The organism is Acinetobacter sp. 778_lipA (genome assembly GCF_058242985.1).
In genome coordinates this window covers 355,686-380,185 of sequence record NZ_JBZAYT010000001.1, presented here as the reverse complement: position 1 = coordinate 380,185, position 24,500 = coordinate 355,686, and the positions used below count along the sequence as shown (strand labels likewise).

Annotated in this window: 17 protein-coding genes and 1 pseudogene; 12 read left to right on the top strand and 6 right to left on the bottom strand. The window is 38.1% G+C overall.

Features of this window, described 5'->3' with window-relative positions; translation table 11 throughout:
* The first annotated feature begins 210 nt into the window (after window positions 1–210).
* The 3 genes from AC4CUY_RS01875 to pta all read left to right on the top strand — a co-directional run bounded on the left by AC4CUY_RS01875 (window position 211) and on the right by pta (window position 5,470).
* The gene (locus AC4CUY_RS01875; protein WP_336954572.1) at window positions 211–1,476 is read left to right on the top strand and encodes a glutamate-5-semialdehyde dehydrogenase; all 1,266 of its coding nucleotides are present in this window, start codon (window positions 211–213) and stop codon (window positions 1,474–1,476) included.
* 416 nt (window positions 1,477–1,892) lie between these two features.
* Entirely contained in the window at window positions 1,893–3,110 is a 1,218-nt protein-coding gene (locus AC4CUY_RS01870; RefSeq protein ID WP_336954570.1) for an acetate/propionate family kinase, read from the top strand.
* Window positions 3,111–3,328: 218 nt separating this feature from the next.
* On the top strand, window positions 3,329–5,470 hold the full coding sequence (gene pta, locus AC4CUY_RS01865; RefSeq protein ID WP_490773591.1) for a phosphate acetyltransferase: 2,142 nt from the start codon (window positions 3,329–3,331) through the stop codon (window positions 5,468–5,470).
* 149 nt (window positions 5,471–5,619) lie between these two features.
* On the opposite strand, the gene AC4CUY_RS01860 is transcribed toward pta, so the two are convergent.
* Both AC4CUY_RS01860 and AC4CUY_RS01855 read right to left on the bottom strand, forming a co-directional pair.
* A complete protein-coding gene (locus AC4CUY_RS01860; protein ID WP_419361063.1) occupies window positions 5,620–7,806 on the bottom strand; it encodes a TonB-dependent receptor in 2,187 nt (728 codons plus the stop codon).
* Window positions 7,807–8,084: 278 nt separating this feature from the next.
* Window positions 8,085–8,695, bottom strand: a pseudogene (locus tag AC4CUY_RS01855) (class I SAM-dependent methyltransferase).
* Window positions 8,696–8,919: 224 nt separating this feature from the next.
* Here AC4CUY_RS01855 and AC4CUY_RS01850 point away from each other — a divergent pair.
* The 5 genes from AC4CUY_RS01850 to AC4CUY_RS01830 all read left to right on the top strand — a co-directional run bounded on the left by AC4CUY_RS01850 (window position 8,920) and on the right by AC4CUY_RS01830 (window position 12,638).
* A complete protein-coding gene (locus tag AC4CUY_RS01850) occupies window positions 8,920–9,123 on the top strand; it encodes a hypothetical protein (protein ID WP_419330601.1) in 204 nt (67 codons plus the stop codon).
* Between the two features lie 224 nt (window positions 9,124–9,347).
* Entirely contained in the window at window positions 9,348–10,874 is a 1,527-nt protein-coding gene (locus AC4CUY_RS01845; protein WP_004726542.1) for a fumarate hydratase, read from the top strand.
* An 82-nt stretch (window positions 10,875–10,956) separates the two neighbouring features.
* Entirely contained in the window at window positions 10,957–11,505 is a 549-nt protein-coding gene (locus tag AC4CUY_RS01840; protein ID WP_490773590.1) for a hypothetical protein, read from the top strand.
* 10 nt (window positions 11,506–11,515) lie between these two features.
* Entirely contained in the window at window positions 11,516–12,049 is a 534-nt protein-coding gene (locus AC4CUY_RS01835) for a DUF2059 domain-containing protein (RefSeq protein WP_490773589.1), read from the top strand.
* Between the two features lie 55 nt (window positions 12,050–12,104).
* Window positions 12,105–12,638 carry a DUF2059 domain-containing protein gene (locus tag AC4CUY_RS01830; protein WP_419328736.1) on the top strand — a complete coding sequence of 178 codons (534 nt, stop codon included), beginning with the start codon at window positions 12,105–12,107 and terminating at the stop codon, window positions 12,636–12,638.
* Window positions 12,639–12,698: 60 nt separating this feature from the next.
* Here the strand turns inward: AC4CUY_RS01830 and AC4CUY_RS01825 are convergent, their stop codons facing one another.
* The 4 genes from AC4CUY_RS01825 to tig form a co-directional block, all read right to left on the bottom strand.
* Window positions 12,699–13,448, bottom strand: coding sequence for a DUF2846 domain-containing protein (locus tag AC4CUY_RS01825; RefSeq protein ID WP_336954563.1), 750 nt, complete (start codon window positions 13,446–13,448; stop codon window positions 12,699–12,701).
* Window positions 13,449–13,612: 164 nt separating this feature from the next.
* On the bottom strand, window positions 13,613–14,923 hold the full coding sequence (clpX, locus tag AC4CUY_RS01820; RefSeq protein ID WP_483770360.1) for an ATP-dependent Clp protease ATP-binding subunit ClpX: 1,311 nt from the start codon (window positions 14,921–14,923) through the stop codon (window positions 13,613–13,615).
* 36 nt (window positions 14,924–14,959) lie between these two features.
* Window positions 14,960–15,571, bottom strand: a complete 612-nt coding sequence (gene clpP, locus AC4CUY_RS01815) for an ATP-dependent Clp endopeptidase proteolytic subunit ClpP (RefSeq protein WP_004726532.1) — start codon at window positions 15,569–15,571, stop codon at window positions 14,960–14,962.
* Between the two features lie 188 nt (window positions 15,572–15,759).
* A complete protein-coding gene (tig, locus tag AC4CUY_RS01810; RefSeq protein ID WP_004726530.1) occupies window positions 15,760–17,091 on the bottom strand; it encodes a trigger factor in 1,332 nt (443 codons plus the stop codon).
* A gap of 431 nt (window positions 17,092–17,522) precedes the next feature.
* Here tig and AC4CUY_RS01805 point away from each other — a divergent pair, with 431 nt between their 5' ends.
* The 4 genes from AC4CUY_RS01805 (at window position 17,523) to AC4CUY_RS01790 (ending at window position 24,426) form a co-directional block, all read left to right on the top strand.
* Window positions 17,523–19,748, top strand: a complete 2,226-nt coding sequence (locus AC4CUY_RS01805) for a TonB-dependent receptor (RefSeq protein WP_490773588.1) — start codon at window positions 17,523–17,525, stop codon at window positions 19,746–19,748.
* Window positions 19,749–20,167: 419 nt separating this feature from the next.
* Window positions 20,168–22,507, top strand: a complete 2,340-nt coding sequence (locus AC4CUY_RS01800; protein WP_419819644.1) for a TonB-dependent receptor — start codon at window positions 20,168–20,170, stop codon at window positions 22,505–22,507.
* Window positions 22,508–22,579: 72 nt separating this feature from the next.
* Complete coding sequence (locus AC4CUY_RS01795) at window positions 22,580–23,263, top strand: Fe2+-dependent dioxygenase (RefSeq protein WP_336954559.1); 684 nt, start codon at window positions 22,580–22,582, stop codon at window positions 23,261–23,263.
* A gap of 62 nt (window positions 23,264–23,325) precedes the next feature.
* Entirely contained in the window at window positions 23,326–24,426 is a 1,101-nt protein-coding gene (locus AC4CUY_RS01790) for an alpha-hydroxy acid oxidase (RefSeq protein WP_483770363.1), read from the top strand.
* Window positions 24,427–24,500 lie beyond the last annotated feature (74 nt).

Below are 24,500 nucleotides of genomic sequence, written 5' to 3'. Positions count from 1 at the left end.
CTTCAATGTCCTTATTGTTTCATTCTTACAGATGTGTGATTTATACGCAATCGCTAAATTGACCGTTTATCCAGTTTAAATGGCAAAAGACTTTGCAAAATATTCTGAGTTCTGGCAACACAAAATAAGTTTATTTCAGTGAAATACTTCCTTGGCTTTACTTAGACTGCTACTATCAAAGGGAAATTTTTAATGATCAAATAAACTGCTATGCAAGACTCAATTGAACAGTATATGCAAACTGTAGGGAAGCAAGCACGCCAAGCCGCTAGTGTTTTGGCAGGCGCAACTACACTTGCAAAAAATAATGCCTTATCTGCGATTTATACTGCTTTGGAAAATAGTCAACCGCAAATCTTGGCCGCCAACCAAATTGACATGAGCAAAGGTCGTGACAATCAATTGGATAGTGCTTTACTTGATCGTTTAGAACTCAACCCCACACGCTTTAAAGGAATGTTACAAGGCTTAAAAGATGTCATTGGTCTTGTCGATCCGATTGGTGAAATCACGGATCTTGCTTTCCGCCCAACAGGTATTCAGATTGGTAAAATGCGCGTGCCTTTAGGTGTGGTCGGCATGATTTATGAATCACGCCCAAACGTTACCCTTGAAGCTGCCTCACTTGCGTTAAAATCTGGCAATGCCATCATTTTACGTGGTGGCTCTGAAGCATTGAATTCAAATCAAGCAATTGCTGAAGCCATCCAACATGGTTTAAAAGCAGCGGGCTTACCTGAAACTTGTGTACAAGTGATAAACACCACTGACCGTGCTGCCGTGGGCCAATTAATTACCATGTCTGAATATGTTGATGTGATTGTACCTCGTGGTGGTAAAAGCTTGATTGAACGCATCACCAATGAGGCAACCATCCCAGTGATTAAACACCTCGATGGAAATTGCCATGTTTTTGTTGAAGCTCAAGCTGATCTACATAAAGCACTTCCTATCGCATTAAACTCCAAAACACATCGTTATGGTGTATGTAATGCAATGGAAACCCTCTTGGTTGATGAAAAAATCGCTGAGGAGTTTTTACCACGTATCGCCGAGCTTTATGCAGAAAAAAACGTTGAATTACGTGGTTGTAGAAATGTTCAAAAAATCTTAGGCAACGCTGTAAAACCAGCAAGTGAAGAGGATTGGTATGAAGAATATCTAGGCCCAATCTTAGCAGTGAAAATTGTGACAGGGATTGAGGAAGCCATTCAACATATTAACAAGTATGGTTCACATCATACTGATGCAATCATCACCGAGAACTTTAGCTTAGCGCGTCAATTCTTGACACGCGTAGATTCAAGTTCGGTCATGGTCAATGCTTCGACTCGTTTTGCTGATGGTTTTGAATATGGCTTAGGTGCTGAAATTGGGATTTCTACAGATAAAATTCATGCCCGTGGTCCAGTTGGTCTTGAAGGATTAACCTCTCAAAAATGGATTGTTTTGGGAGATGGTCAGATTCGTCATTAATTCCAAGCATGAATAACTCGACTCAGCATTTATCTTAACAATAAATGCTGAGTTTTTTACTTTTAATACATCGTTAAAATATAACTAAATTAAAATTTTTTATAAAAAACAATTAATTAAATTTTAAAACACCAAAACAACATCATTTTTATAGGACAAGATTATTTACAAGAAACTATATAATGCAGATAGATAAAAACGGCAATGAGTGATAATTTTTAACAATCAATTGATAAATATTAATTATTAATCAATATCAGGTCGATAGTCCAAAAGTCTAATCACCTAAAGTCTATCTAGGACAAAAAAACTACACATGGTACAACATGACTGCCGATCTAATTTGCCCTATATAAACAAGCATAATCAGATCAATCAGGATGACTTTTTTAAATTATAATTTCGGGTATTCAAACGTGTCTACATCAGTATTAGTAATTAACTGCGGATCTTCATCAATCAAATATGCGCTTGTTTCTGAACGTCGTGAAGATCGAATCTTTGGTTTAGCAGAAAACCTAGGTTCTGCTGATGCACGTATTAAAGGAATCACGGCGGGTAATCAGCCTCTTGAACTGTCAATTCCTTATGCAGACCATGAAAAAGCTTTAGAAACTATCTTAGGTCGCTTATCACAATATAAGCCTCAAGCCATTGGACACCGTGTCGTTCACGGGGGTACCTTAACCAAAGCGGAATTATTGACACCTGAAATTGTAGAAAAAATTCGTGAAGCAACACCGCTTGCACCGCTGCATAATCCTGCTCATTTAGTCGGTATTGATGCGACAATGCGCCTATTCCCTGAATTACCACAGGTTGCAGTATTTGATACAGCATTCCATCAAACCATGCCTGCACATGCATATCGTTATGCTTTACCAAAGTTTCTTTATACACAACACAATGTTCGTCGTTATGGTTTCCATGGTACCAGTCATGCGTATGTTTCTGAACGTGGTTCTGAACTTGCGGGTAGCTACAAACATGGCGGTTGGTTAACAGCACACTTAGGCAACGGTAGCTCAACTTGCGCAATCTGGAACGGTCAAAGTGTCGATACATCCATGGGACTTACCCCGCTCGAAGGCGTGGTGATGGGCACACGTAGTGGTGATGTTGATCCTAGCATTCATAGCTTCCTTGCTTCAAACTTAGGTTGGGATATCTATAAAATTGATAAAATGCTAAACAGCGAATCAGGTTTACTAGGCCTATCTGATCTTTCAAATGATATGCGTACCTTGATTGATGCCTCAGAACAAGGCAATGAAGATGCAACTTTAGCGATTGAAGTATTCTGTTATCGTTTAGCCAAATCTCTGGCTGCATTAAGCTGTGGCTTACCACGTATCGATGGTTTGTTCTTTACTGGTGGTATTGGCGAAAACTCTGCCTACATTCGTGAAAAAACTGTTGCTTACTTACCTCACTTCGGTTTCAACCTTAGCAAAGAACAGAATGATGGTTTAAAACGTGGAACAGAAGGTCGAATTGATGCAGGAACAGGCCCTCAAATTTGGGTAATTCCAACCGATGAAGAAGGTCGAATCGCTAAAGAAACGGTTCATGTTGTAGAACACGAGGTACAACAGGCTGCAAAAAAGCCTGAATCTGATATTGCGACAGCTTAAGCTGTCGTAAGTCTTGTACGAGCTTTGCGTGTACATGTTGAAATAGCAGCATACTCAAGATCATTATTTATAATGATCTTAATCAGATTTTTGATATAAAGCTATTTTGTAATCGTTTAAGCTGGCATAAATATATAAACCAGTCTTGTAGATGATTGGAGATATTCATCTTCAATTTATCCATGAATTCACACTATTTACTGATTAAAGAATCGTCTATGAAAACAATTTTATTGGTTCCGACTGGGGAAGGCGTTGGCTTAACGTCGGCGTGTTTAGGTTTGGTCTATGCATTGGAATGCCACGGTGTTAAAGCCGGTTTTTTAAAACCATTTTCACAAGAATTAATCACTGAACCAGATCGCACAACTGCGCTTTACCGTCATATTTCAAAATTAGATACAGTTGAACCAATAGCTTATGTAAAAATCACACAACAGCTCAATGATGGTGAAACAGATGAACTCCTTGAAGAAGCGGTCAGCTTACAACGCCAAATTGCAAAGTCCCATGACATTGTGATTGTAGAGGGCTTAGTACCAACTGCTCGTGATGCTTTTGCCAGTGATTTAAATGCCTCTTTAGCGCAAGCTTTAGATGCCAAAGTCATCTTCGTCAGCAATGCCAATATCGAAAAACCAGAACAAACTGCTGAAAAAGTTGAAGCACAAGTACGTAATTTTGGTGGAGCATCATCATCGCGTAATGCGGGCGTATTGTTTATGCGTACTCGTGGTCTACCTGCTGAATCTGCACAAATTCCAGTAACCATTGATCCAAGTTTACGTTTAGTTGCAGATACTGAAAAATTTAAAACTGAAATTCAAAAAACTTATGCACACATTGGTTCAGCAGCATTCCCAATTATTGGCTTAGTTCCATTCAGTGATACCTTAAGTGTGCCACGTATCTCAGACCTAGCTAAACAAATTCAAGCCACATGGATTAATCAGGGCAAAGCTAACACACGTCGTGTGTTGCACAGTAGCTTAATTGCTTCAAATATTGAACATGAGCTACAAAAATTCGTTGCAGGCGAACTGATTATCAGTGCTTCTGATCGTATTGATGTGCTATTGGCGAGCAGTTTAGCCACCAGCAATGGCATTCCACTCGCAGGTTTAGTTTTAACTGAACATCATGAGCCAAATCCATTGGTTTTAGAATTCTGCCAGTCTGCAATTAAAAATGGTCTACCTATTTTACATACACCACTCAGTACCTTTGAAACAGCACAGCAGCTTGCCAATTTAAGCAATGAAATTCCTGTGGATGATACCGAACGCGCAGATCAAGTGACCCGTTTCGTTTCAAGCCATATTGATCCAGCATGGCTGACCCAGATGTTGAACGGTGACTATAAACCTCGTTTATCCCCTTCCGCATTCCGTCATGAATTGGTACAAAAATCAATTGCTGCAAAAAAACGTATTGTACTGCCCGAAGGCGATGAACCTCGTACTATTCAAGCCGCAGCGATCTGTCAATCACGCGGTATTGCGCAATGTGTATTGTTAGCAAAACCTGAAGCGGTACTTGAAGTCGCCAAAGCACGTAATATCGAACTTCCTGTGGATTTAGAGATTATTGATCCAGATCTGATCCGTGAAAACTACGTGACGCAAATGATTGAATTACGTAAAGGCAAACTCAACGAATTACAAGCACGTGAGCAACTGCAAGATACTGTGGTCCTTGGTACGATGATGCTGGCACTTGATCAAGTCGATGGACTGGTTTCTGGTGCTGTACATACTACCGCCAATACGGTGCGCCCTGCATTCCAGCTGATCAAAACCGCACCAGAGTACTCATTGGTTTCTTCAATCTTCTTTATGCTGTTGCCAGATGAGGTTTATGTATACGGTGATTGTGCAATCAACCCCGATCCAGATGCTGAGCAATTGGCAGAGATTGCAATTCAATCCGCAGACTCAGCAAAAGCATTTGGTATTGACCCACGTATTGCCATGATTTCTTATTCAACAGGAACCTCAGGTGCAGGTGCAGAAGTCGAAAAAGTAGCTAAAGCCACTGAAATTGCCAAACAACGTCGTCCAGATTTATTGATTGATGGCCCTTTGCAATACGATGCTGCATCCGTTGAAAGTGTTGGCCGTTCTAAAGCCCCTGACTCTCAAGTTGCAGGTCGTGCCAATGTCTTTATCTTCCCTGATCTCAATACGGGCAATACGACTTATAAAGCGGTTCAACGCTCTGCCAATGTCGTCAGTGTTGGTCCAATGCTGCAAGGTTTAAATAAACCTGTAAATGATTTGTCTCGTGGAGCATTGGTGGATGATATTGTGTTTACCATTGCATTGACAGCGATTCAGTCAGAACAACAAACTACACATTAATTCTCTACTAATAATAAAAACCACCCAAATCAATTGGGTGGTTTTTATTATCGACTTACTATAAACGCATGCATCATGCTTTCATCTGACCAAACGATTAGATTGCTATCATGGTAATCAGGCAACCTCTTTTCCGATGAGATTAAAGTTTAGAAGAAATAGTTTAAACGGAATAAATAATTTCGAGGAGTCCCTGGCATTGCATTTGAACGCCAATATTCTTTATCCGTTAAATTATTTACAGCAATCGTCGCGCCCCATTTATCGTCTTTATAACCAATTGCAGCATCTACACGAGTCCAATCTGGCATTTTGATGGTATTTTCATCAGAAGTATAATAATCCCCCATATAGGTTGCACCAACCTCGCCATAAATTTTTTCGGTAGGAAGATAACGTACAAATAAATTGCCTGTATGCTTGGACACATTGCGTAAATTATTATCAACTAATTCAGGTCTTACATCATGTTTAGTAATTTTGGCATCTGTATAACCATAGCCACCTCGAACATAAATATTATTCAGTGCCTGACCAATAAAACTAAACTCTAATCCTTTAGATTCATTTTCACCAATAACAACATAAGGCGAGTTATTATCATCTGGATCTTTACGCGCTCGAATATTATGTTTTTTAATATTGAATACAGATAGTTGGGTGTTTAGCTTAGAATCTAGCCAATCACTTTTGATACCCACTTCATATTGATCAAGATATTGTGGCTCATAATTAAATGCGCTTAGGTCATCAGTTGCATTTATAACATTGACGCCCATATTACCACCAAAGGGTGAAAAACTTCGACTATAAGATGCATATAGACTTTGCTCAGGGACGGGTTGCCATACAAAACCTACATTTGGACTAAATGTCTCGTCTTTAACTTCGCGTGATTGTCGATATGAGGTTGAACTCTCTAATTTATTTGTGGTTTTTGATTCATAGTAATCATATCGCCCGCCTAACATCATTTTAAACTGATCATTGAAGCTAATAAGATCTTGAAGGAAAAGCGCATAATTTGTTCCTTCATTATAATTATGCGAGGTAGTAATATGCCCTGTACCACGGTTACTAAAACGATCACCTGTTAATGGATTAACAAACCCATAAATCAATGAGCCATCCTTGTTTTTATTTGATAGTAAGGGTTCTCTCTGCTCATAAGACCAGTCTGTACCGACTAGAATATTATGTTTAATTGTCCCAGTATTAAACTCACCAGTTATATCCCAAGTATTGGTTGTGGTTTTATTGGTTGTCTGTTGCCAATAATAAATTTGATTGATATAACCTTTATAACACCCTTTATTTGTATTCGTTGGCTTCACGTCAGCAGTACACATAGAGCCTAAATAAAAATGATCAAAATTTTGTTCCGACTCACGATGGCTTAAGCCCCAATGAAATTTCCAATTTGGTGCAAATTCATATTTAACATCTGTACGCATTGTTTGAAGAATATCTTCTACATAATCACCAGGTTGAGCAAACCCCATCTTAATTGAAGTTCCTGCAGGCAAATTATCATAAGCAGGCCCACGATCGGGAACTCGATTTATATTGTCGTAAGTAAATTCCGTTGTCCAAAGTAGCTTTTCATCATCACTACGATAAGTCACACTTGGAGAAATCATTTCCTCATTGGCGCCAATTTCTGAACGGAAACTATTGGTATCGGACTTTTCACCAACCAAACGTACAGCCCAGTTATCATTAAGTACTTTATTAATATCAAGCGTTCCGCCAACATTGTCATAAGAACCCACGTATGCCCCAACTGAGCTTCCCGAGTCAAAATTTGCATATTTGGTGACCATATTGATCACACCACCGCCGCCACTACGGCCATATAATACAGATGCAGGACCTTTTAAAATTTCAATTCGTTCAACATTGGCGGTACTGCGACGTATTTGTCCACTTTCACGCACACCATCACGATAGATATCCCCAGAATCCGCACTAAACCCACGCAGCATAATCCCATCACCACGCATATCGTAACTGGTTGAAACGCCTGGTGTGCCTTGTAGCATGACACTCAAATCATTTGCACCATATAGCTTATATTTAGAAACATCAATTGTATCAATCGTTTGTGGTATATCTTTTTTATCTAAACCATTTCTCGTAACATTGGCTTGTTTATAGTCCACATATGTTTTTATTGGGTCACCATCATTCATTGCTTCAATTACAATCGTGGGAAGCGTTGCTGTACTTTTTTTCTGTTCTTCACTGCTATCTGTATTTGCAAATGTTAGAGAGGAAACGAAAAGTCCTCCCGTCGACAGCATCATTAAAGTTAAGCTTTTTTTAACAAAAGGCATGATTACACCGAAAACATAATGAGAATAATTATCATTATAATACAATTTCTCACCAAAATTTACAATAACATGCTAATTTAACTACAAAATAATCATAGGTAAATAAAATAAACGTGAAAAGTACATTAAAGGAGATAGGCTTTTTTTTCTTATTTAGAAATTTAACTAAAAAATAACTTTAATACTCACAATTAAAATAGATGAGTATCTTAATTTGAGAATCTTAAAATTTTTAGATATTTTTAATTTATTGCTTAATTTATTTTCATCTAGGTATTTTATATTCGCTTGGCTAACCAAACAGTATGTCCTGTACAATTACGGTCTTCTGCAATCATCGCTATCACTGCAAAATTATACTTTTTAAATAGTTCGTGGTACTCAGCCGATGATAAGCTCGCATGATACAGAGCATCACCAAACATCTCTCCAATCGCCTCCCCTTGGGATGGTCCACTGCTAAACATTAAAGTAGCACCAGCTTTTGTATATGGATTAAAAATTTCAAACATATTTCTCTGATCTTGTGGTGTAAGATGAAAAAACTATCCCAAGCAAGTATTGCATCAAACTTGCGATCTAAATTTACTGTTCGCATATCAGCTAAAATCCAAGTGTGCTCAGGAAAATTCTGTTTCGCCATTTCAATCATCACATCAGAACTATCAACACCTGTCACTGTATTCGCTTGCTCAATCAAATAAGCAGTAATGGGCTTTGCTGAACCACAGCCCAAATCCAGAATATGAGAGTGAGCTGGAATTAAAAGTTAAAAAGCGATCCAACCACGCTTTTTCATAAAGAAATTCCCCACGTAAATCAGTCCATGCACGGGCATTTTTTTTAAAATTTCAATAATATTTTCCGCAAGATGTGTATAGTTTTCCATATTGTTGTTATTCAGCCCAAGCTTCCGACTTCAAAGAGTATTGAGCTTTTTACCCTGTAAAATCTGAAATTTATTTCAATAAGATTATTCGATTGTCTCCTTTTAAGTTCAATTATTTTAAGGGAGAATTACCCTGTTTTTGTATGAACTTTAGAAGTTTTGGCAATGAATAAGTTTTTGTATTTTTGAATTCTAGATAGTTATCCTAGCGTGGGACGACATGGATGTCGCCGTGGGCAGGGATACAGGACGTACCCCTCACCCATGAGCAAAAACAAAGCACGGCTTTGTTTGCAGCGCAAGGTTTGACATCCCCTACGACAAGTGAGGCATCACCTACGCAAAGACATTTAAACGTTGAATGTAAGGTGTGGCATTGCAAGCTTTTTTATAATCAAACAATTTATTTTTCCATTCAATTGATGTAATTAACAATACTAATTAAGAGAAATATATTTATGTATCTAAGTTTTTTGACAGGTTGAATATATATAAAGTAGAAAAGTTGACTTGATCAACCAAAATATAAGCTGAGTTTCTCAAATAAAATCATAAAACTTTAGGCTGAAATTAGATCTAAGCCACCACAAAACAAGCAATATCACGTATAATTTAGCCCGCTAGCTAACAGCCCGCTCAAGAGATTTTTGATATGACAACTATTATCAAACAAGATGACTTGATCACATCGGTCAAGGACGCGCTTCAGTTCATTTCGTACTATCATCCACAAGACTTTATCCAAGCGATGAGCCGTGCTTATGATCGTGAAGAGAACCAAGCTGCAAAGGATGCAATTGCACAAATCTTAATTAACTCACGTATGTGTGCAGAAGGTCATCGTCCAATCTGTCAAGATACTGGTATTGTTAACGTATTTGTTGACGTGGGCTTAGATGTTAAATTTGATTTAACCATGAGCTTAGATGATGCGATCAATGAAGGTGTACGCCAAGGTTACTTAGAAAACTCCAACGTACTCCGCGCTTCAGTTTTAGCAGATCCTGCTTTTGGTCGTAAAAATACCAAAGACAATACACCTGCTGTAATTCACTACAAACTCGTTCCAGGCAATAAAGTCGATATTACTGTTGCAGCGAAAGGTGGTGGTTCAGAGAATAAATCTAAACTGGCAATGCTTAACCCTTCTGACTCGATCGTAGATTGGGTACTTAAAACTGTACCAACGATGGGTGCGGGTTGGTGTCCTCCAGGAATGCTCGGTATTGGTATTGGTGGTACTGCTGAAAAAGCCATGATGCTTGCAAAAGAATCGCTCATGGAAGAAATCAATATGGACGAGTTACTTCGCCGTGGTCCACAGAACCAAATCGAAGAACTGCGTATTGAAATCTTTGAAAAAGTGAATGCATTGGGTATCGGTGCACAAGGTCTTGGTGGTTTAACCACAGTGCTTGATATCAAGATCAAAGACTACCCTTGTCATGCTGCTGGTAAACCAGTCGGTATGATTCCAAACTGTGCTGCAACTCGTCACGCTCACTTCCAGTTAGACGGTTCAGGGATTGCACATATTCAAGCGCCTTTACTTTCAGATTACCCTGAAGTGACTTGGGATACGTCAACATCTAAACGTGTTGACTTAGACAATATCACACAGGAAGAAATGAACTCATGGCAACCGGGTGATACATTATTATTGAACGGTACCATCTATACAGGTCGTGATGCTGCGCATAAACGCATGGTTGACATGTTAAATAAAGGCGAACAGTTACCTGTAGATCTCAAAGGTAAATTCATTTACTACGTGGGACCTGTAGATCCTGTAGGCGATGAAGTTGTAGGCCCTGCTGGCCCAACGACAGCAACACGTATGGATAAGTTCACACGTCAAGTCCTTGAAGCGACTGGCTTGTTCGGTATGATCGGTAAAGCGGATCGTGGCCCTGCTGCTGTTGAAGCGATCAAAGACAATAAAGCAACTTATTTGATGGCTGTTGGTGGTGCTGCTTATTTAGTATCTAAAGCCATTCGTGAAGCAGAAGTTGTTGCATTTGCTGACTTAGGTATGGAAGCTATTTATAAATTTAAAGTACAAGACATGCCTGTATCTGTTGCAGTTGATGTCAATGGTACTTCTATTCATGCGACTGCACCTAAAATCTGGCAAGCCAAAATTGGTAAAATCCCAGTGGTTGATGCTGTTGCACAATAATCTGATCTAAAGCTTAGATTAAGCTTGAGCATCACTTAAAAAGCACTCTATGATTAGAGTGCTTTTTATTTTGGGTCAGATCATGAACTTTATAAAATATATTATTTTTCCGGGGTTATTTTTATGCTTGATCTCTATTCAAAGTTTTGCCTCAAACACTGATAGTGATGCCGTTGAGCGACTAGCACAAGGTATCATTACCAATCAAATATGGCGCCTACAATACAATGAAAGTGCAAAAAGGATTTATCAAAATCAAGCAGAAAATTTAATCAAAAACGGATCAAGTACAATAGAACTCACTGATAAAGAAAAACAAATCATCCCTCAAATTGTAGAGATTTATCAAGCAATACCAGAAAATATTCTCCGAGATCCACAATTTATCGCCCAAACCAAACAAATTCTTTTAGAATCGTTAAGTTCTCAAGAAATTGAAATGCTCTCTCAGCGTGACACAACGTCAAGCCAAGAGCTGTACACAAAACTTGCCAATATTGACACAGAAATATTCATAGAAAGCAATGCTGCTATTCATAAGGCAATCAATGACCCTCAATTTATCCAACAATATCGCAATAAAATTGGAGAAATTATTCAGCAATTGCATCATTTAGATGAAAATAAATAAAGGAAAACCTATGAAAATTATGCAGTTCATTTTAACTTTAAGTTTATGCTGTATCACAGTGTCAAGTTTTGCATCTCCAGCAACAGATAAAAGTGTCGACAAATTGATGCAACTCTCCAATATCTCAGAGATATTCAAACAAAGTACTCGTGATATGCAACCTTACTTTGACGATCAAGCAGAAGCACTTGTCCGCCAAGTGACGGGTGCTCAAACATTGAATATCGATCAACAAAATGCAGCACTACAAATTAGTGCGCTGTATAGTGATCTTCAACAACAGCTGGTAACTGACCCCGAATATCTCAACATGTTTAAATCATTATTTAAAAAGACCTTTACAGAAGAAGAAGTTCAAGCCAATATCGCTTTTTTAAGTACACCGATTGGACAATCTATCAATAAAAAGATGAACACCCTGATGACAGAAGTCATGCAAGAAACCACAACGTTTTCTCAAGAAAAAATGATGAAAGTAGAAAATCAAAAAGCATTGAAGGAAAAAATGGAAACGATTTTAAAGCCAATTCTTCAGGTTGATTAAGCTTTCACTCAATCATTTTATGATGTTAATTACAGCAGGATCCTATAGGTATTTTATGAAATTATTCCAACACTTACTACTTGCAAGCGCATGTATCACCACAAATTTTGCTTTTGCAGCGCCCGCTTCAGATCAACAAGTTCAACAATTATTGAAAGTCATGAATATTGATGAACTGCTGCAAGAAACATTACAACAGATTCGTCCTCAGCTAGATCAACAGGCTTATCAAATCATTCAAATGACGGTCAAAAAAGATCAGCTCAATCCACAAGAACAAATTGTCGCCAATGAACTTGCTGACAAAATGTATGAGCAAAGTAAAAAAACTGTTGCTTGGGATCAAATCAAACCCGTTTATCTTAAGATTTATAAAGACATATACAGTGCTGAAGAAGTTCAAGCTCAAATTGATTTTTATTCAAGTGCTATTGGACAGTCAATTTTGAAAAAAACACCTCAAGTTGCTCAAGAAACCATGAAAGTCATGAACAGCCAACTGATTAAAAGTGTACAAAATGCATCTGAAGATTTTAAAGAAGTAACTAAAAAATTAGATGCTTTAAAAAAGTCTGCAAATACTCAATAAAACAAATAAGAAAAGAGAGCTTCGCTCTCTTTTCTATATCAAGCAGCATCTAGAGATAGATTACCAAGTCATTGGATTCCAAAGTTTAAACTGCTGCCCCAAATGTACGTCATCACTCACTTTGTATGGCTCACCTTTGATTTTTTCTTTAGGTTTGATCAATCGTCCATCCGCAGTCATTTCTGCGACAAAATTAAGACCAGGTGTCTTCAATTGAGTCATTGAAATTTCTTTTAGTCCTTGTCGGGTAGGCATTTGCATTAAAGGCCCTACACGCAATAACCCAGCTTCACCATTTGGCCCACCGCGAAACTTTTCTTCTTCATATTTGACAAAATACTGCCCGCCAGCTTCCACTGAGAAGTAAGCAACTTTGGGTTTCTGGAAATGAAAAACAGTTAATGGACGACTGAGACTTAACTTATAATCCCCCTCAGCCAGTTCAATCCAGTAGTAATGATTACTGATCAAGCTTGGAATTTTCTTACCATTCAGAAAAAAATTGTTTGGAATAATTTCTTGTCTATTCCAACGACTATCAGGTCGATAAAAATACACAATTGCAGCTTGAGGATTCTGAGGTTTAACCAGCTTAAAATATTGCCCCGGTTTTTGATTGACCCAAGACCCTGTAGAAAATGATGCAACTTTATATTGTTCCAGCTTTTCATGAACCAACGAATCTTCTTTTTTGAAATCGATTGGCTCTAAAGTTGAAACAACTTTTGCTGGTTGCTGTTCAACAGATTGATGACTTTGACAAGCTGCCAACCCACAACTGATCAAAACGACTAGACCGATGTAACGCATGATTTTCCCTCACCGCGTATTTTTTATTTTCGTTTTTAATAAACCCTATTGTCTACAGCCAGCTTAACATTTCAATGACCATTTAAAAATAAAAAACGTGCAAATAGTCAAGCTAGTTGCACGTTTCAGATGAATTGCACTGAGGATGAATCGAAACCCAGCTTTTAAGCTGACTTAGTATCCAACACCTTCAAGTCTACTTTTTCAACTTCAGTATTTTCATGCTTGGGTTGACGTTCAGGCTTAAACTCTGGCTGAGCTTTATCGTTGATAACAGCTTCATTGATAATCACAGTACCAACGTCTGAACGGCTTGGTAAGTCATACATCGTTTCAAGCAATACATTTTCCAAAATAGAACGCAGACCACGCGCACCTGTATTACGTTCTAACGCCTTTTTCGCGATCGCACGTAAAGCAGAATCTTCAAAAAGAAGGTCTACATTTTCCATCTCAAAGAGATATTGATACTGACGAGTTAATGCATTTTTTGGTTCAGTTAAAATCTGCATCAACGCGTCTTGATCAAGTTCTTCAAGTGTCGCAATCACAGGTAAACGACCAATAAACTCAGGAATTAAACCAAATTTCACCAAATCTGCTGCTTCAACTTGACGGAATAATTCAGATACTTTCTTACTATCGTCTTTATTCTTTACATCTGCTGTGAAACCAATGCCACCTTTTTCTTGACGTTGTTGCACAACTTTTTCAAGACCAGAGAATGCACCACCGCAGATAAACAAGATATTTGCAGTATCGACTTGAATAAACTCTTGCTGTGGATGTTTACGTCCACCTTGAGGCGGAATTGACGCAACCGTACCTTCAATCATTTTCAACAATGCTTGTTGCACGCCCTCGCCAGACACATCACGTGTAATCGAAGGGTTTTCAGATTTACGGGTAATCTTGTCAATTTCATCAATGTAGATAATACCCTTTTGTGCTTTTTCTACATCGTAATCCGCTTTTTGCAAAAGTTTCTGAATAATGTTTTCAACATCTTCACCAACATAACCAGCTTCGGTCAAAGTTGTTGCATCCGCCATTGCAAAAGGTACATCAAGCAAACGTGCAAGTGTTTGTGCTAGCAATGTTTTACCTGAACCTGTCGGTCCAATCAGCAAAATATTACTTTTAGCAATTTCAACTGCATCTTTAGGCTTATGCCCTGTCTGAGATACTTTTAAACGTTTGTAATGGTTATACACTGCAACTGAAAGTGTTTTCTTTGCTGTGTCTTGACCAATTACATACTGGTCCAAAGCCGCACGAATTTCATGTGGTTTTGGCAATGGACGTGTTGCCCAATCGCCTGTTTCCACCTGTTGACTCGTTTGCACTAAGTCTAAGCACACATCCACGCATTCATTACAAATATATGCGTCCTCGCCTGCAATCAGCTTACCGACTTCAGACTGCGTTTTACCGCAAAATGAACAATGCTTTTGTCCTTGAGGAAGATCGGACATTTTCACTCCAAATTCTTAAATCTTATCTATAAATGTTTAGTCTTGAGGTCGTTTACTTAATACCTGATCCACTAAACCATATTCTTTTGCTTGCTGTGCAGTCATAAAATTATCGCGATCTGTATCTTTAGCGACTGTTTCGTAATCTTGACCACTATGTTCAGCCATTAAACGATTTAAACGTTCTTTGATGAATAAAATTTCACGTGCATGAATTTCAATATCCGATGCTTGACCACGGAAACCACCCAATGGTTGGTGAATCATCACACGCGCATTTTCCAAGCAATAACGCTTACCTTTTGCACCAGCATTTAATAAGAAAGCCCCCATAGATGCAGCTTGCCCCATACAATAGGTCACTACATCAGGCTTAATAAATTGCATCGTATCGTAAATTGCCATACCCGCAGTCACTGAACCACCAGGTGAATTAATATATAAATGGATATCTTTATCTGGATTTTCAGCTTCTAAAAACAACATTTGCGCGACAATAAGATTCGCCATGTTGTCTTCAACTTCACCAGTTAAAAAAATCACACGTTCACGTAAAAGACGTGAAAAAATATCGAAAGAACGCTCACCACGTGAAGATTGTTCTACGACTACTGGCACCAAAGCGCTTTCAATTGATGGAACATACATACGTTATTTATTCCTGAATTCTTGTTACTTCACTCATGTTCACAATATGAGGGATAATTGCTGAAAATGCAAAATATTCCCAACTTAATATCAGATATTTTTTGCATAAGTATTGTGAATGGAATGATTAAATCCATGTTTAAGCTCATAAAAAAAGGCGCCAAAGCGCCTTTTTTAGATCAAACAACTTAGCCTTGTTGGCGCGCTTGTTGCTCTTTTAACAAATCTTGGTAGCTAACAACTTCATCAGTTACTTTAGCAGCAGCTAAGATATGATCAACAACTTGATCTTCTAACACTACGCCTTCGATTTGAGCACGTTGTTGCTTATCAGTTTTGAAATATTCGATCACTTCAGTCGGATCTTCATAAGAAGAAGCCATATCTTCGATATAAGCATCAACACGTGATTGGTCTACTTCAAGTTTAGCATCAGCCAATACTTTGCTTACCAATACACCAAGTTTAACTGCTTTTTCAGCTTGTTCTTTGAACAATTCATCAGGAAGCATGCTGCTGTCAAATGCTTTAGCACCTTGAGCACCAAACTGCTGAGTAAATTGTTGAATCATTTGTTGACGTTGACGATCAATTTCTTGAGCCAACATAGATTCAGGAACTTCTACGTCATTTGCAGCAACAAGTGCATCAAAAGTTGCACCTTTTACTTGGTTACGTAGGCCATTTTTTACTTCACGTTCCATGTTTTTGCGAACGTCAGCTTTTAATTTCTCTACGCCTTCTTCTTCAGTTAAACCGAAGATTTTAAGGAATTCAGCATCAATTTCAGGAAGTTTTTGTTTTTCAACAAGTTTAACTGTGATTTTGAATTGAGCCGCTTTACCTGCTAAGTTTTCAGCTTGGTAATCTTCAGGGAAAGTTACATCAATCACTTTCTCTTCGCCTTTCTTCATACCAACGATACCGTCTTCGAAGCCAGGGATCATACGACCAGAACCTAAAACAAGTTTAAAGTCTTCAGCAGCACCGCCTTCAAACTTCTCACCATCAACAGTACCTTCAAAATCGAAAGTTACTTGCATGTCTTTTTTAGCCATGCCTTTAGTTTCAGTCCATTCAGCGCGTTGCTTTTGAAGGTTTTCAAGCATTGCATCAACGTCTTTATCTGTTACTTCAGATGATTTACGTGATACTTCAAGACCTTCAAATTTAGCTTCAACTTCAGGATAAACTTCAACTGTAGCTTGATAAACTAAAGCATCATCTTTGTTTTCAACTTTGTCGATGTTTGGCATACCAACAGCGTTGATTTTTTCTTGTTGAATTGCTTCAAATACTGTGTCACGAATGATGTCGTTTACAACTTCTTGGTAAATACCAGCGCCGTATTCACGACGTACAACGTTTACTGGCACTTTACCTTGACGGAAGCCGTTGATCTTCACAGTTTTGGCAGTGCGTTTCAAGCGAGCTTCAAACTGCTCGTTAATACGGCTCGTCGGTACAGATACATTTAAACGACGGGCAACGCCCGAAACCGCTTCAGAAGTTACTTGCATGGCTTCCTCGATAGAATTTAATAATTACAGTTTTTCAAAAAGTGCCACATTATATGACAACATTTGAATATATACAAAACACCTGTGTAAATCATTTTATTTCGGTCACGGATTTCCCCATTATGTCGCTTTTTTAAACAAATCCCCTTCTTTGTAGTCAAAAGCCAGAAATCCGCATATTTTGAGAAATTTACCAAATTCAAATACTTTAGTGACAATAGAATAAATTTATTTACATTTTGAAATATCCGGAAATAAAGCTAAATAGATAAAATTCAAAAAGTTAAGTGAAAATTCAAAACATTTTCAATTCATTTTCTCATCATAAACTTTTAAAACTATCGACAAATTCAATTTCAAACAGATGAAATAAACAATAAGAATCATTATTATTCGCATACAAATTTGCACTACTCTTAGTGAGTTTAAGTATGTCTTTTATCAAATCACGCAAAAAGATTGTTACTACAGCAATCGCTTCATCTCTTTCAGTTATTGCAACGTCAGCCATCGCTCAAGACGAAATCGCAAAACTACCAACAATTAAAGCACAAGCAACGACTGAACAAGGTTTAAAAGTAGATCAGTCTGCCAATACAAAATTTGTTGCGCCACTTTTGGATACACCTAAATCTGTATCTGTTATTTCAAAACAACTGATTCAAGATACTCAAGTAACAACACTGGCAGATGCACTTCGTACAGTTCCAGGAATTACTCTTGGCGCTGGTGAAGGTGGCAACCCAAATGGTGACCGTCCATTTATTCGTGGTTATAACTCTGAAAGTTCTATGTTTGTGGATGGTGTGCGTAATTCCACTTCGCAAAACCGTGAAATGTTTGCAGTAGAACAAGTAGAAGTTATTAAAGGGTCAGCATCTTCACTTGGTGGTGCTGGTTCGGTTGGTGGTAGTGTAAACATGATTTCTAAAGTCGCTAAAAAAGGCGATGCTTTAGAGGGTTCTGTTGCGGGTGGTACAGATAACTACCAACGTATTACCCTAGATGGCAATAAAGATTTTGGTAATGGGATTGCTACTCGTATTGCAGTAATGGGACACCAAAATGAGAAAGCGGGTCAACATGACGGCGCAGAATATAAACGTGCTGGTATTGCACCAAGTATTACTTTTGGCTTAGATACAGCGACTCGTGCAACGTTAAGTTATTACTATTTAAAGTCAGACGATACACCAGATTCGGGTGTGCCATATAATTATGATGCTTCGAAAAAAGCAACTTTTGGTAAGCCTGTAGATGTTAAACAAGGCATTTACTATGGTTTACATGATCGTGATTTTCAAAAACAAGAAAACCAAATTGGTACAATTAAATTAGAACATGATTTAACTGACAATTTAACCATTACCAATACTGCAGTGTATAACAAGTCAACGAATGATTATCTTTGGACTCAACCAGATGACTCAAAAGGTAATGTCCTAAATGATAAAGTTTGGCGTCGTATTAACTCACGTATTACTGACACAGATATTTTCACAGATCAACTTGCATTGACTGGTAAATTTAACACTGGTGCAATTAAGCATAAGTTTAATGTTGGTGCAGAATATAGTGATCAAAAATCAGATAAAGGCAGCTATACAACTACTTATCCAGGTTATACAGGTACTACAACTGGTGGTTTCAACAGCGATTGTAAAATCAATGATGCGTGGTGTACGTCTTTAACAAATCCAAATTCGAAAGAAGAATGGTTAGGTTCTGCAGTTGCCAATCGTAATACCACCACGACTACAACAAAAGTTACATCAGTTTATTTGCTTGACAATATTGAATTTAATCCACAATGGCTACTTGATCTAGGTGTTCGTTGGGACAAATTTGACACTGAGCAAGTGACGAATGCAACAGGCGCAAAACTAGAAAATAATAAAGACTTTTTTACTTACCAAGCTGGTTTGACATATAAACCTATGAAAAATGGTTCAATCTATGCAAGCTATGCAACATCAGCTAACCCAGTGGGTGTTGATGGTGGTGATGGTTCAGAAGCGATCGGACAAGCTTATATGGACTTAAAGCCAGAAGAAGCGCGTACGTATGAAGTTGGAACTAAATGGGATCTTTTCAATGATCGCATAAACTTAACAGCTGCTGTATTCCGTACAGAAAAACAAAATACTCGTATCCAATTAGATGCTGGTACCTACACCAACGGCGGTGAAAGTAAAGTTGATGGTATTGAGCTTAGTGCTACAGGTAAAATTACAGACAAATGGGATATTACAGCTGGATACTCTTATCTAGACAGTGAAATGACCAACCCTGGCCCGTCATGTAATCGTGCTGGGACATGTACATACCCTAACCCTGCGAAAGGCAAACAACTTCCTAACGTACCTAAAAACTCTGCAACACTTTGGACAACGTATCAAGTGCTTCCACAGTTAACTGTTGGTGCTGGTGCATTAGGTATGGACAAAGTCTATGGTGATGCTGCAAATACTAAGTATGTATCTGGCTATGTACGTTATGATGCAATGGCTCGTTACAACATTAACAAAAATGTTGATTTACAGCTTAATGTAAACAACCTTTCAGACAAGCGTTATTTTACTAAAGCCTATGCATCTCACTATGCAACTGAAGCTGAAGGCCGTAATGCTGTTTTATCAATTAACTTTAAATATTAATAGTTAATACTTTAAAAATTAAAGTGAAATGGCTCCTGCTCATAGGGGCCATTTTTTTACCGATAATTTAGCTCGTTGTGTCTTTTATTAAAGATAAATCTCATTGTTATTAATCCTCACTAAAAAATAATTCTATAACTTCCAATAGTTACTTTTTACCAACCATTAAAAATACTTTAAATTTCAGCAATATGATCAAACTCCATCAATCATATCCCCTATAGTTTTCTTTAATTATATTTAATAGATTAAACAGTTTTTCCGTATGAATAATCATTTATATTTATTGTTAATGAAAATAATTATCATTAGACTTCGCAACACTAGTTACACACCCTAACAATTTCTCCATTATTGCGACATGATGTTTCCTGAGCAGTATTGGGTAAGTTTGATACAACCTGCGATGGACGCAAAAAATGGCTCAAAAATACTCTGTAAAAAACAAAAAAGTTAAAACAGTTGCACTTGCAATTGCTTTACCCAATCTAGCTTTTGCAGCAACTGAAGACACAACAGTACAACTTCCTACTATTCAAGCTCGTGCAGAACAAAATACTGCATATTTAGCAGCAAAAACATCTTCAACTAAACGTACAGAAAACATTTTAGATACCGCTAAAACTGTTCAGGTCATCACGGAAAAAGCACTCAAAGATCAAGGCTTACTTTCACTACAACAAGCCCTTGCAACAACTCCAGGCATTAGTTTTGGTGCTGGCGAAGGTGGTGGTGGTTATGGCGATAAAATCAACCTACGGGGTTATGATGCAACCTATAACACAACTGTAGATGGCTTACGTGATGCAGCATTAACCAACCGTTCTGATTTATTCAACTATGAAGCTGTTGAAATCATCAAAGGTGCGAATTCTGTTGAAAATGGTGTAGGACAAATCAGTGGGGGTGTCAATTTAGTCTCTAAAACACCTAAGAATCGTGACAGCAATGAAGTTACTTTAGGTTTTGGTTCAGATAGCTATAAACGCTTTACCGGTGATTTTAATAAAGTTGTAGATGAAGATTTAGCATTTCGTTTAAATATAATGGGGCATCAAAACACCTATGCGGGTCGTGATGAAGAAATGAAACGTTGGGGAATTGCGCCATCGGTTACTTTTGGAATCAGCGATACGACCAAGGCAACTTTATCTTACTTATATCAAAAAGATGAAAATGATCCACAGTACGGCGTTCCTTATTATAATGGCAAACCTGTCAAAGGGATTTCAGATAAAAATAACTATGGCTATAGCAACTTAGATCAACAAGATATTGAAAATCAGGTTGTCACATTTAAAGTAGAAAGCGAGATCAGTCCCAACGCAAAACTGAACTCCATTACTCGTTATAGTGATATTCAACAAAAAGCAACTGTTTCTGCACCACAAGGAACATTTTGTTTAGCAGATGGCACATCACCAACAGCACTGACCAATACCAACCAAACTGGATATAAAAATTGTAATGTAACTTCTGGTACAACCACGATTACTGTTCCAAAGGGTTCATATTATATTTCTGGTCCACGTGGTTATTATCGTGATACCCATAATAAGCAATTTGCCAATGACACCAACATCAATGTGCAATTCAAAACTGGGGTTATCGATCATGCTCTTGTTGCTGGGGTTGGCTTTAGCCGTGAAGACTATGAGATTACCACAGCTGGCTTTTTATATAATTCAAATGGTTCATCAGCAGGCAGTTCTATTACTAACCCGCTTTACATGGATGTGTACAATCCAGATAACTTTTGGCATGGTCCAACAAATTTCCGTAAAACAGCTGTTGCTGAAGGCTACTTAAATGTTTATTCAGCGTATTTGTTTGATACTTTAAAGTTTGGTGAACAATGGTTACTTAACCTTGGTGTGCGTAATGATTATACTGACGGTCAATATCGTTCAGATACTATTTCAACAACTAATGCAGCGGTAACTCGTGGTCAAAACTATAAACAGTCTGATAATTTAATTTCCTATAATGCAGGTTTGACATTTAAACCAACACCAGCAACCAGTCTTTATTTGTCTTATGCTAATGCTCAAAAGCCGGTACAAAATACTGCAAGTGGTGGCTGTTCTCAAACTATTACCAACAATGCAATCACAGCAAATTCTTGCAGTACAGACCCAGAAAATGCAGTTGCCTATGAAGTGGGGGCAAAGTGGCAAGCACATCCTAACTTCTTAGTGTCTGCCGCAGTATTTCGTAATGAACAAGATAAAGTCCGTGTAACCAATGATATACCTGGACAACCAGATGCCAAATTAGATGGTAAAAACTATGTACAAGGTGTTGAACTTGGTTTAGCTGGTGAAATTACGCCAAAATGGAACATCACCGCTAGTGCTGCTTATATGGAAGGAGAATACGACCAAACTAAAGTCAATGGTTCACCGAATACTGACTTCCAAAAAGGTGACAAATTGGTCAATGTTCCTAAAATTTCAGGCAGCTTATGGACAACGTATCAATTCAATGATCAGTGGCAAGCTGGCTATGGCTTAACCTATCAAGGTGAAATGTATTTAAGCACACGTTCAGCGACGAATAATCTTGTGCCGCAGGTCAAGTCTGAAGATTATGTGATTCACAATGCTTCTGTAACCTACAGCTACAACAAAGATTTAAGTTTCCAATTATTGGGGCAAAACTTAAGTGATGAGAAGTACTACACCCATATCCGTAACAATGGTTGGGCAATGCCTGGTGAGGGTCGCAAAGGCGTATTCAACATCAACTATAAGTTCTAAGATTTAGCCAATCTATGTTAAAATTCAGCGTCTGATTCATCAGGCGCTGTTTCTTTTTTGGGGAAGAAAATCATGATTTTACATATTCCAAATTTACTTAGTCTGGATGAACTAAATCATTGTCGTCAGACACTTTCTCAAGCAGAGTGGACAGATGGAAAAGTAACAACAGGCTATCAATCTGCGCATTTAAAAAATAATTTACAACTGGCTCAAGATTCTCAACAAGCATTTGAACTTGGACAAATCATTCAAAATTCTGCCAATGCAAATCCTTTGTTCTTTAGCGCGGCTCTTCCAAAAACATTTTTACCTCCGCTGTTTAATTGTTATCAACACGGCGGAAACTTTGGCATGCATGTTGATAATGCTATCCGTCGTCATCCTCAACTCAATCAGTATTTAAGAACTGATGTGTCTTGCACTGTTTTTCTCACCAATCCCGATGAATATGATGGCGGTGAACTGGTGATCGAAGACACTTTTGGTACACAAGAAGTAAAACTTCCAGCTGGCGATGCAATTGTCTATCCTTCTACCAGTTTACATCAGGTCAACCCAGTCACTGAGGGTGCACGTATTGCCTCGTTCTTTTGGGTACAAAGCTTTGTATCATCCGATGCGCAACGACGAATTCTCTTTGACTTAGATCAAAATATTCAAAAGCTGACCATCGAGCTATCTGCTACACATGAGCAAGTGATTAGTCTTACAGGGATCTATCACAACCTTCTACGTGAATGGAGTGATTTATAAGTTTTAGCTTGCAAGTCATTATTGTAATGAAAGTGTTTTGTATAAATTTGGACAATCAATAAATGAGTAAAAAAATCCAAGCACCACTCACTCAAATTCCAGCATATTTACAGACCATTGCGGATTACGAGAAACAAGCAGAACAGCATCTGCCTGAAAACACTTGGCACTATTTGCAAGGTGGGGCGATGGATGAGCAAAGTGTTCAAGAAAACTTACAACAATTTAAAAATATTCAACTGATTCCAAGACTGCTCAATGACTTAACTCAAGGCTCGACCCAATGTGAGATTTTAGGACAAAATTTTCCTCATCCAATTTTTCTTGCACCGATTGGGCATCAACAATTGTTCCACCCTGACGGCGAAGCTGCGGCTGCACTAGCGGCCGAAGTTTTAGAAAGTAATATTGTACTGAGCACTTTCACCAATACCGATATGCGAAGTTTAAAACAAGAAAACCCTTTGAAATGGTTTCAATTGTATTGGCAAGGTGATCGTGAGAAATCATTGGCCTTAGTTCGACTCGCAGAACAACAAAATTTTAAAGCGCTTGTGATTACAGTAGATTCACCGCATACAGGGATTCGTGATCGTGAACGTCGGGTGAATTTCCAATTGCCAGAAGGCATGCTACATCCCCATACCCCCACCCACATTCCTCTACCCGAAATTTCTGAGCATCAACATCCAGTATTCAATGGCTTAATGCAAATTGCACCCAAATGGGCAGATATCGAATTTATAATTGCCCATAGCCATTTGCCTGTAATTTTAAAAGGTGTGCTACATCCACTCGATGCAAAAAAAGCAGTCGAAATCGGAGTAAAAGGCTTAATCGTTTCCAATCATGGTGGGCGGGTACTCAATACGAGTATTTCCCCACTGATCGCCTTAGCAAAAATTAAGGCCGTTGTTCCTCATGATTTTCCTTTGCTTTTGGATGGTGGAATCCGTCGTGGTACAGATATATTTAAAGCATTGGCATTAGGCGCATCTGCGGTGCTGATTGGCCGTCCTGCGATCTACGGGCTCTCTGTTGCTGGTGCTTTAGGTGTCGCCCATGTGATTAAAATTTTAAAGGAAGAATTTGAAATTACCATGGCATTAATGGGAACAGCTACCGTAAAAGAAATCAATCAAGAATATATTTTTCAAGATTAAGACATTCAAAGAAAATTTTTCTCTCAACTGATATTTTTTATGCAAATTAAGGAAATTATTTCCAAGATAATTGT

Bases quoted from the DNA above. Each gene is read 5' to 3' on its own strand.
- AC4CUY_RS01850 (WP_419330601.1), top strand. From the start codon at position 8,920: ATGTCGCCGTGGGCAGGGATACAGGACGTACCCCTCACCCATGAGCAA.
- AC4CUY_RS01795 (WP_336954559.1), top strand. From the start codon at position 22,580: ATGATTTTACATATTCCAAATTTACTTAGTCTGGATGAACTAAATCAT.
- AC4CUY_RS01805 (WP_490773588.1), top strand. From the start codon at position 17,523: ATGTCTTTTATCAAATCACGCAAAAAGATTGTTACTACAGCAATCGCT.
- AC4CUY_RS01860 (WP_419361063.1), bottom strand. From the start codon at position 7,806: ATGCCTTTTGTTAAAAAAAGCTTAACTTTAATGATGCTGTCGACGGGA.
- AC4CUY_RS01800 (WP_419819644.1), top strand. From the start codon at position 20,168: ATGGCTCAAAAATACTCTGTAAAAAACAAAAAAGTTAAAACAGTTGCA.
- AC4CUY_RS01790 (WP_483770363.1), top strand. From the start codon at position 23,326: ATGAGTAAAAAAATCCAAGCACCACTCACTCAAATTCCAGCATATTTA.
- AC4CUY_RS01840 (WP_490773590.1), top strand. From the start codon at position 10,957: ATGAACTTTATAAAATATATTATTTTTCCGGGGTTATTTTTATGCTTG.
- clpP (WP_004726532.1), bottom strand. From the start codon at position 15,571: ATGTATGTTCCATCAATTGAAAGCGCTTTGGTGCCAGTAGTCGTAGAA.
- AC4CUY_RS01835 (WP_490773589.1), top strand. From the start codon at position 11,516: ATGAAAATTATGCAGTTCATTTTAACTTTAAGTTTATGCTGTATCACA.
- clpX (WP_483770360.1), bottom strand. From the start codon at position 14,923: ATGTCCGATCTTCCTCAAGGACAAAAGCATTGTTCATTTTGCGGTAAA.
- tig (WP_004726530.1), bottom strand. From the start codon at position 17,091: ATGCAAGTAACTTCTGAAGCGGTTTCGGGCGTTGCCCGTCGTTTAAAT.
- AC4CUY_RS01825 (WP_336954563.1), bottom strand. From the start codon at position 13,448: ATGCGTTACATCGGTCTAGTCGTTTTGATCAGTTGTGGGTTGGCAGCT.
- AC4CUY_RS01875 (WP_336954572.1), top strand. From the start codon at position 211: ATGCAAGACTCAATTGAACAGTATATGCAAACTGTAGGGAAGCAAGCA.
- AC4CUY_RS01845 (WP_004726542.1), top strand. From the start codon at position 9,348: ATGACAACTATTATCAAACAAGATGACTTGATCACATCGGTCAAGGAC.
- AC4CUY_RS01830 (WP_419328736.1), top strand. From the start codon at position 12,105: ATGAAATTATTCCAACACTTACTACTTGCAAGCGCATGTATCACCACA.
- pta (WP_490773591.1), top strand. From the start codon at position 3,329: ATGAAAACAATTTTATTGGTTCCGACTGGGGAAGGCGTTGGCTTAACG.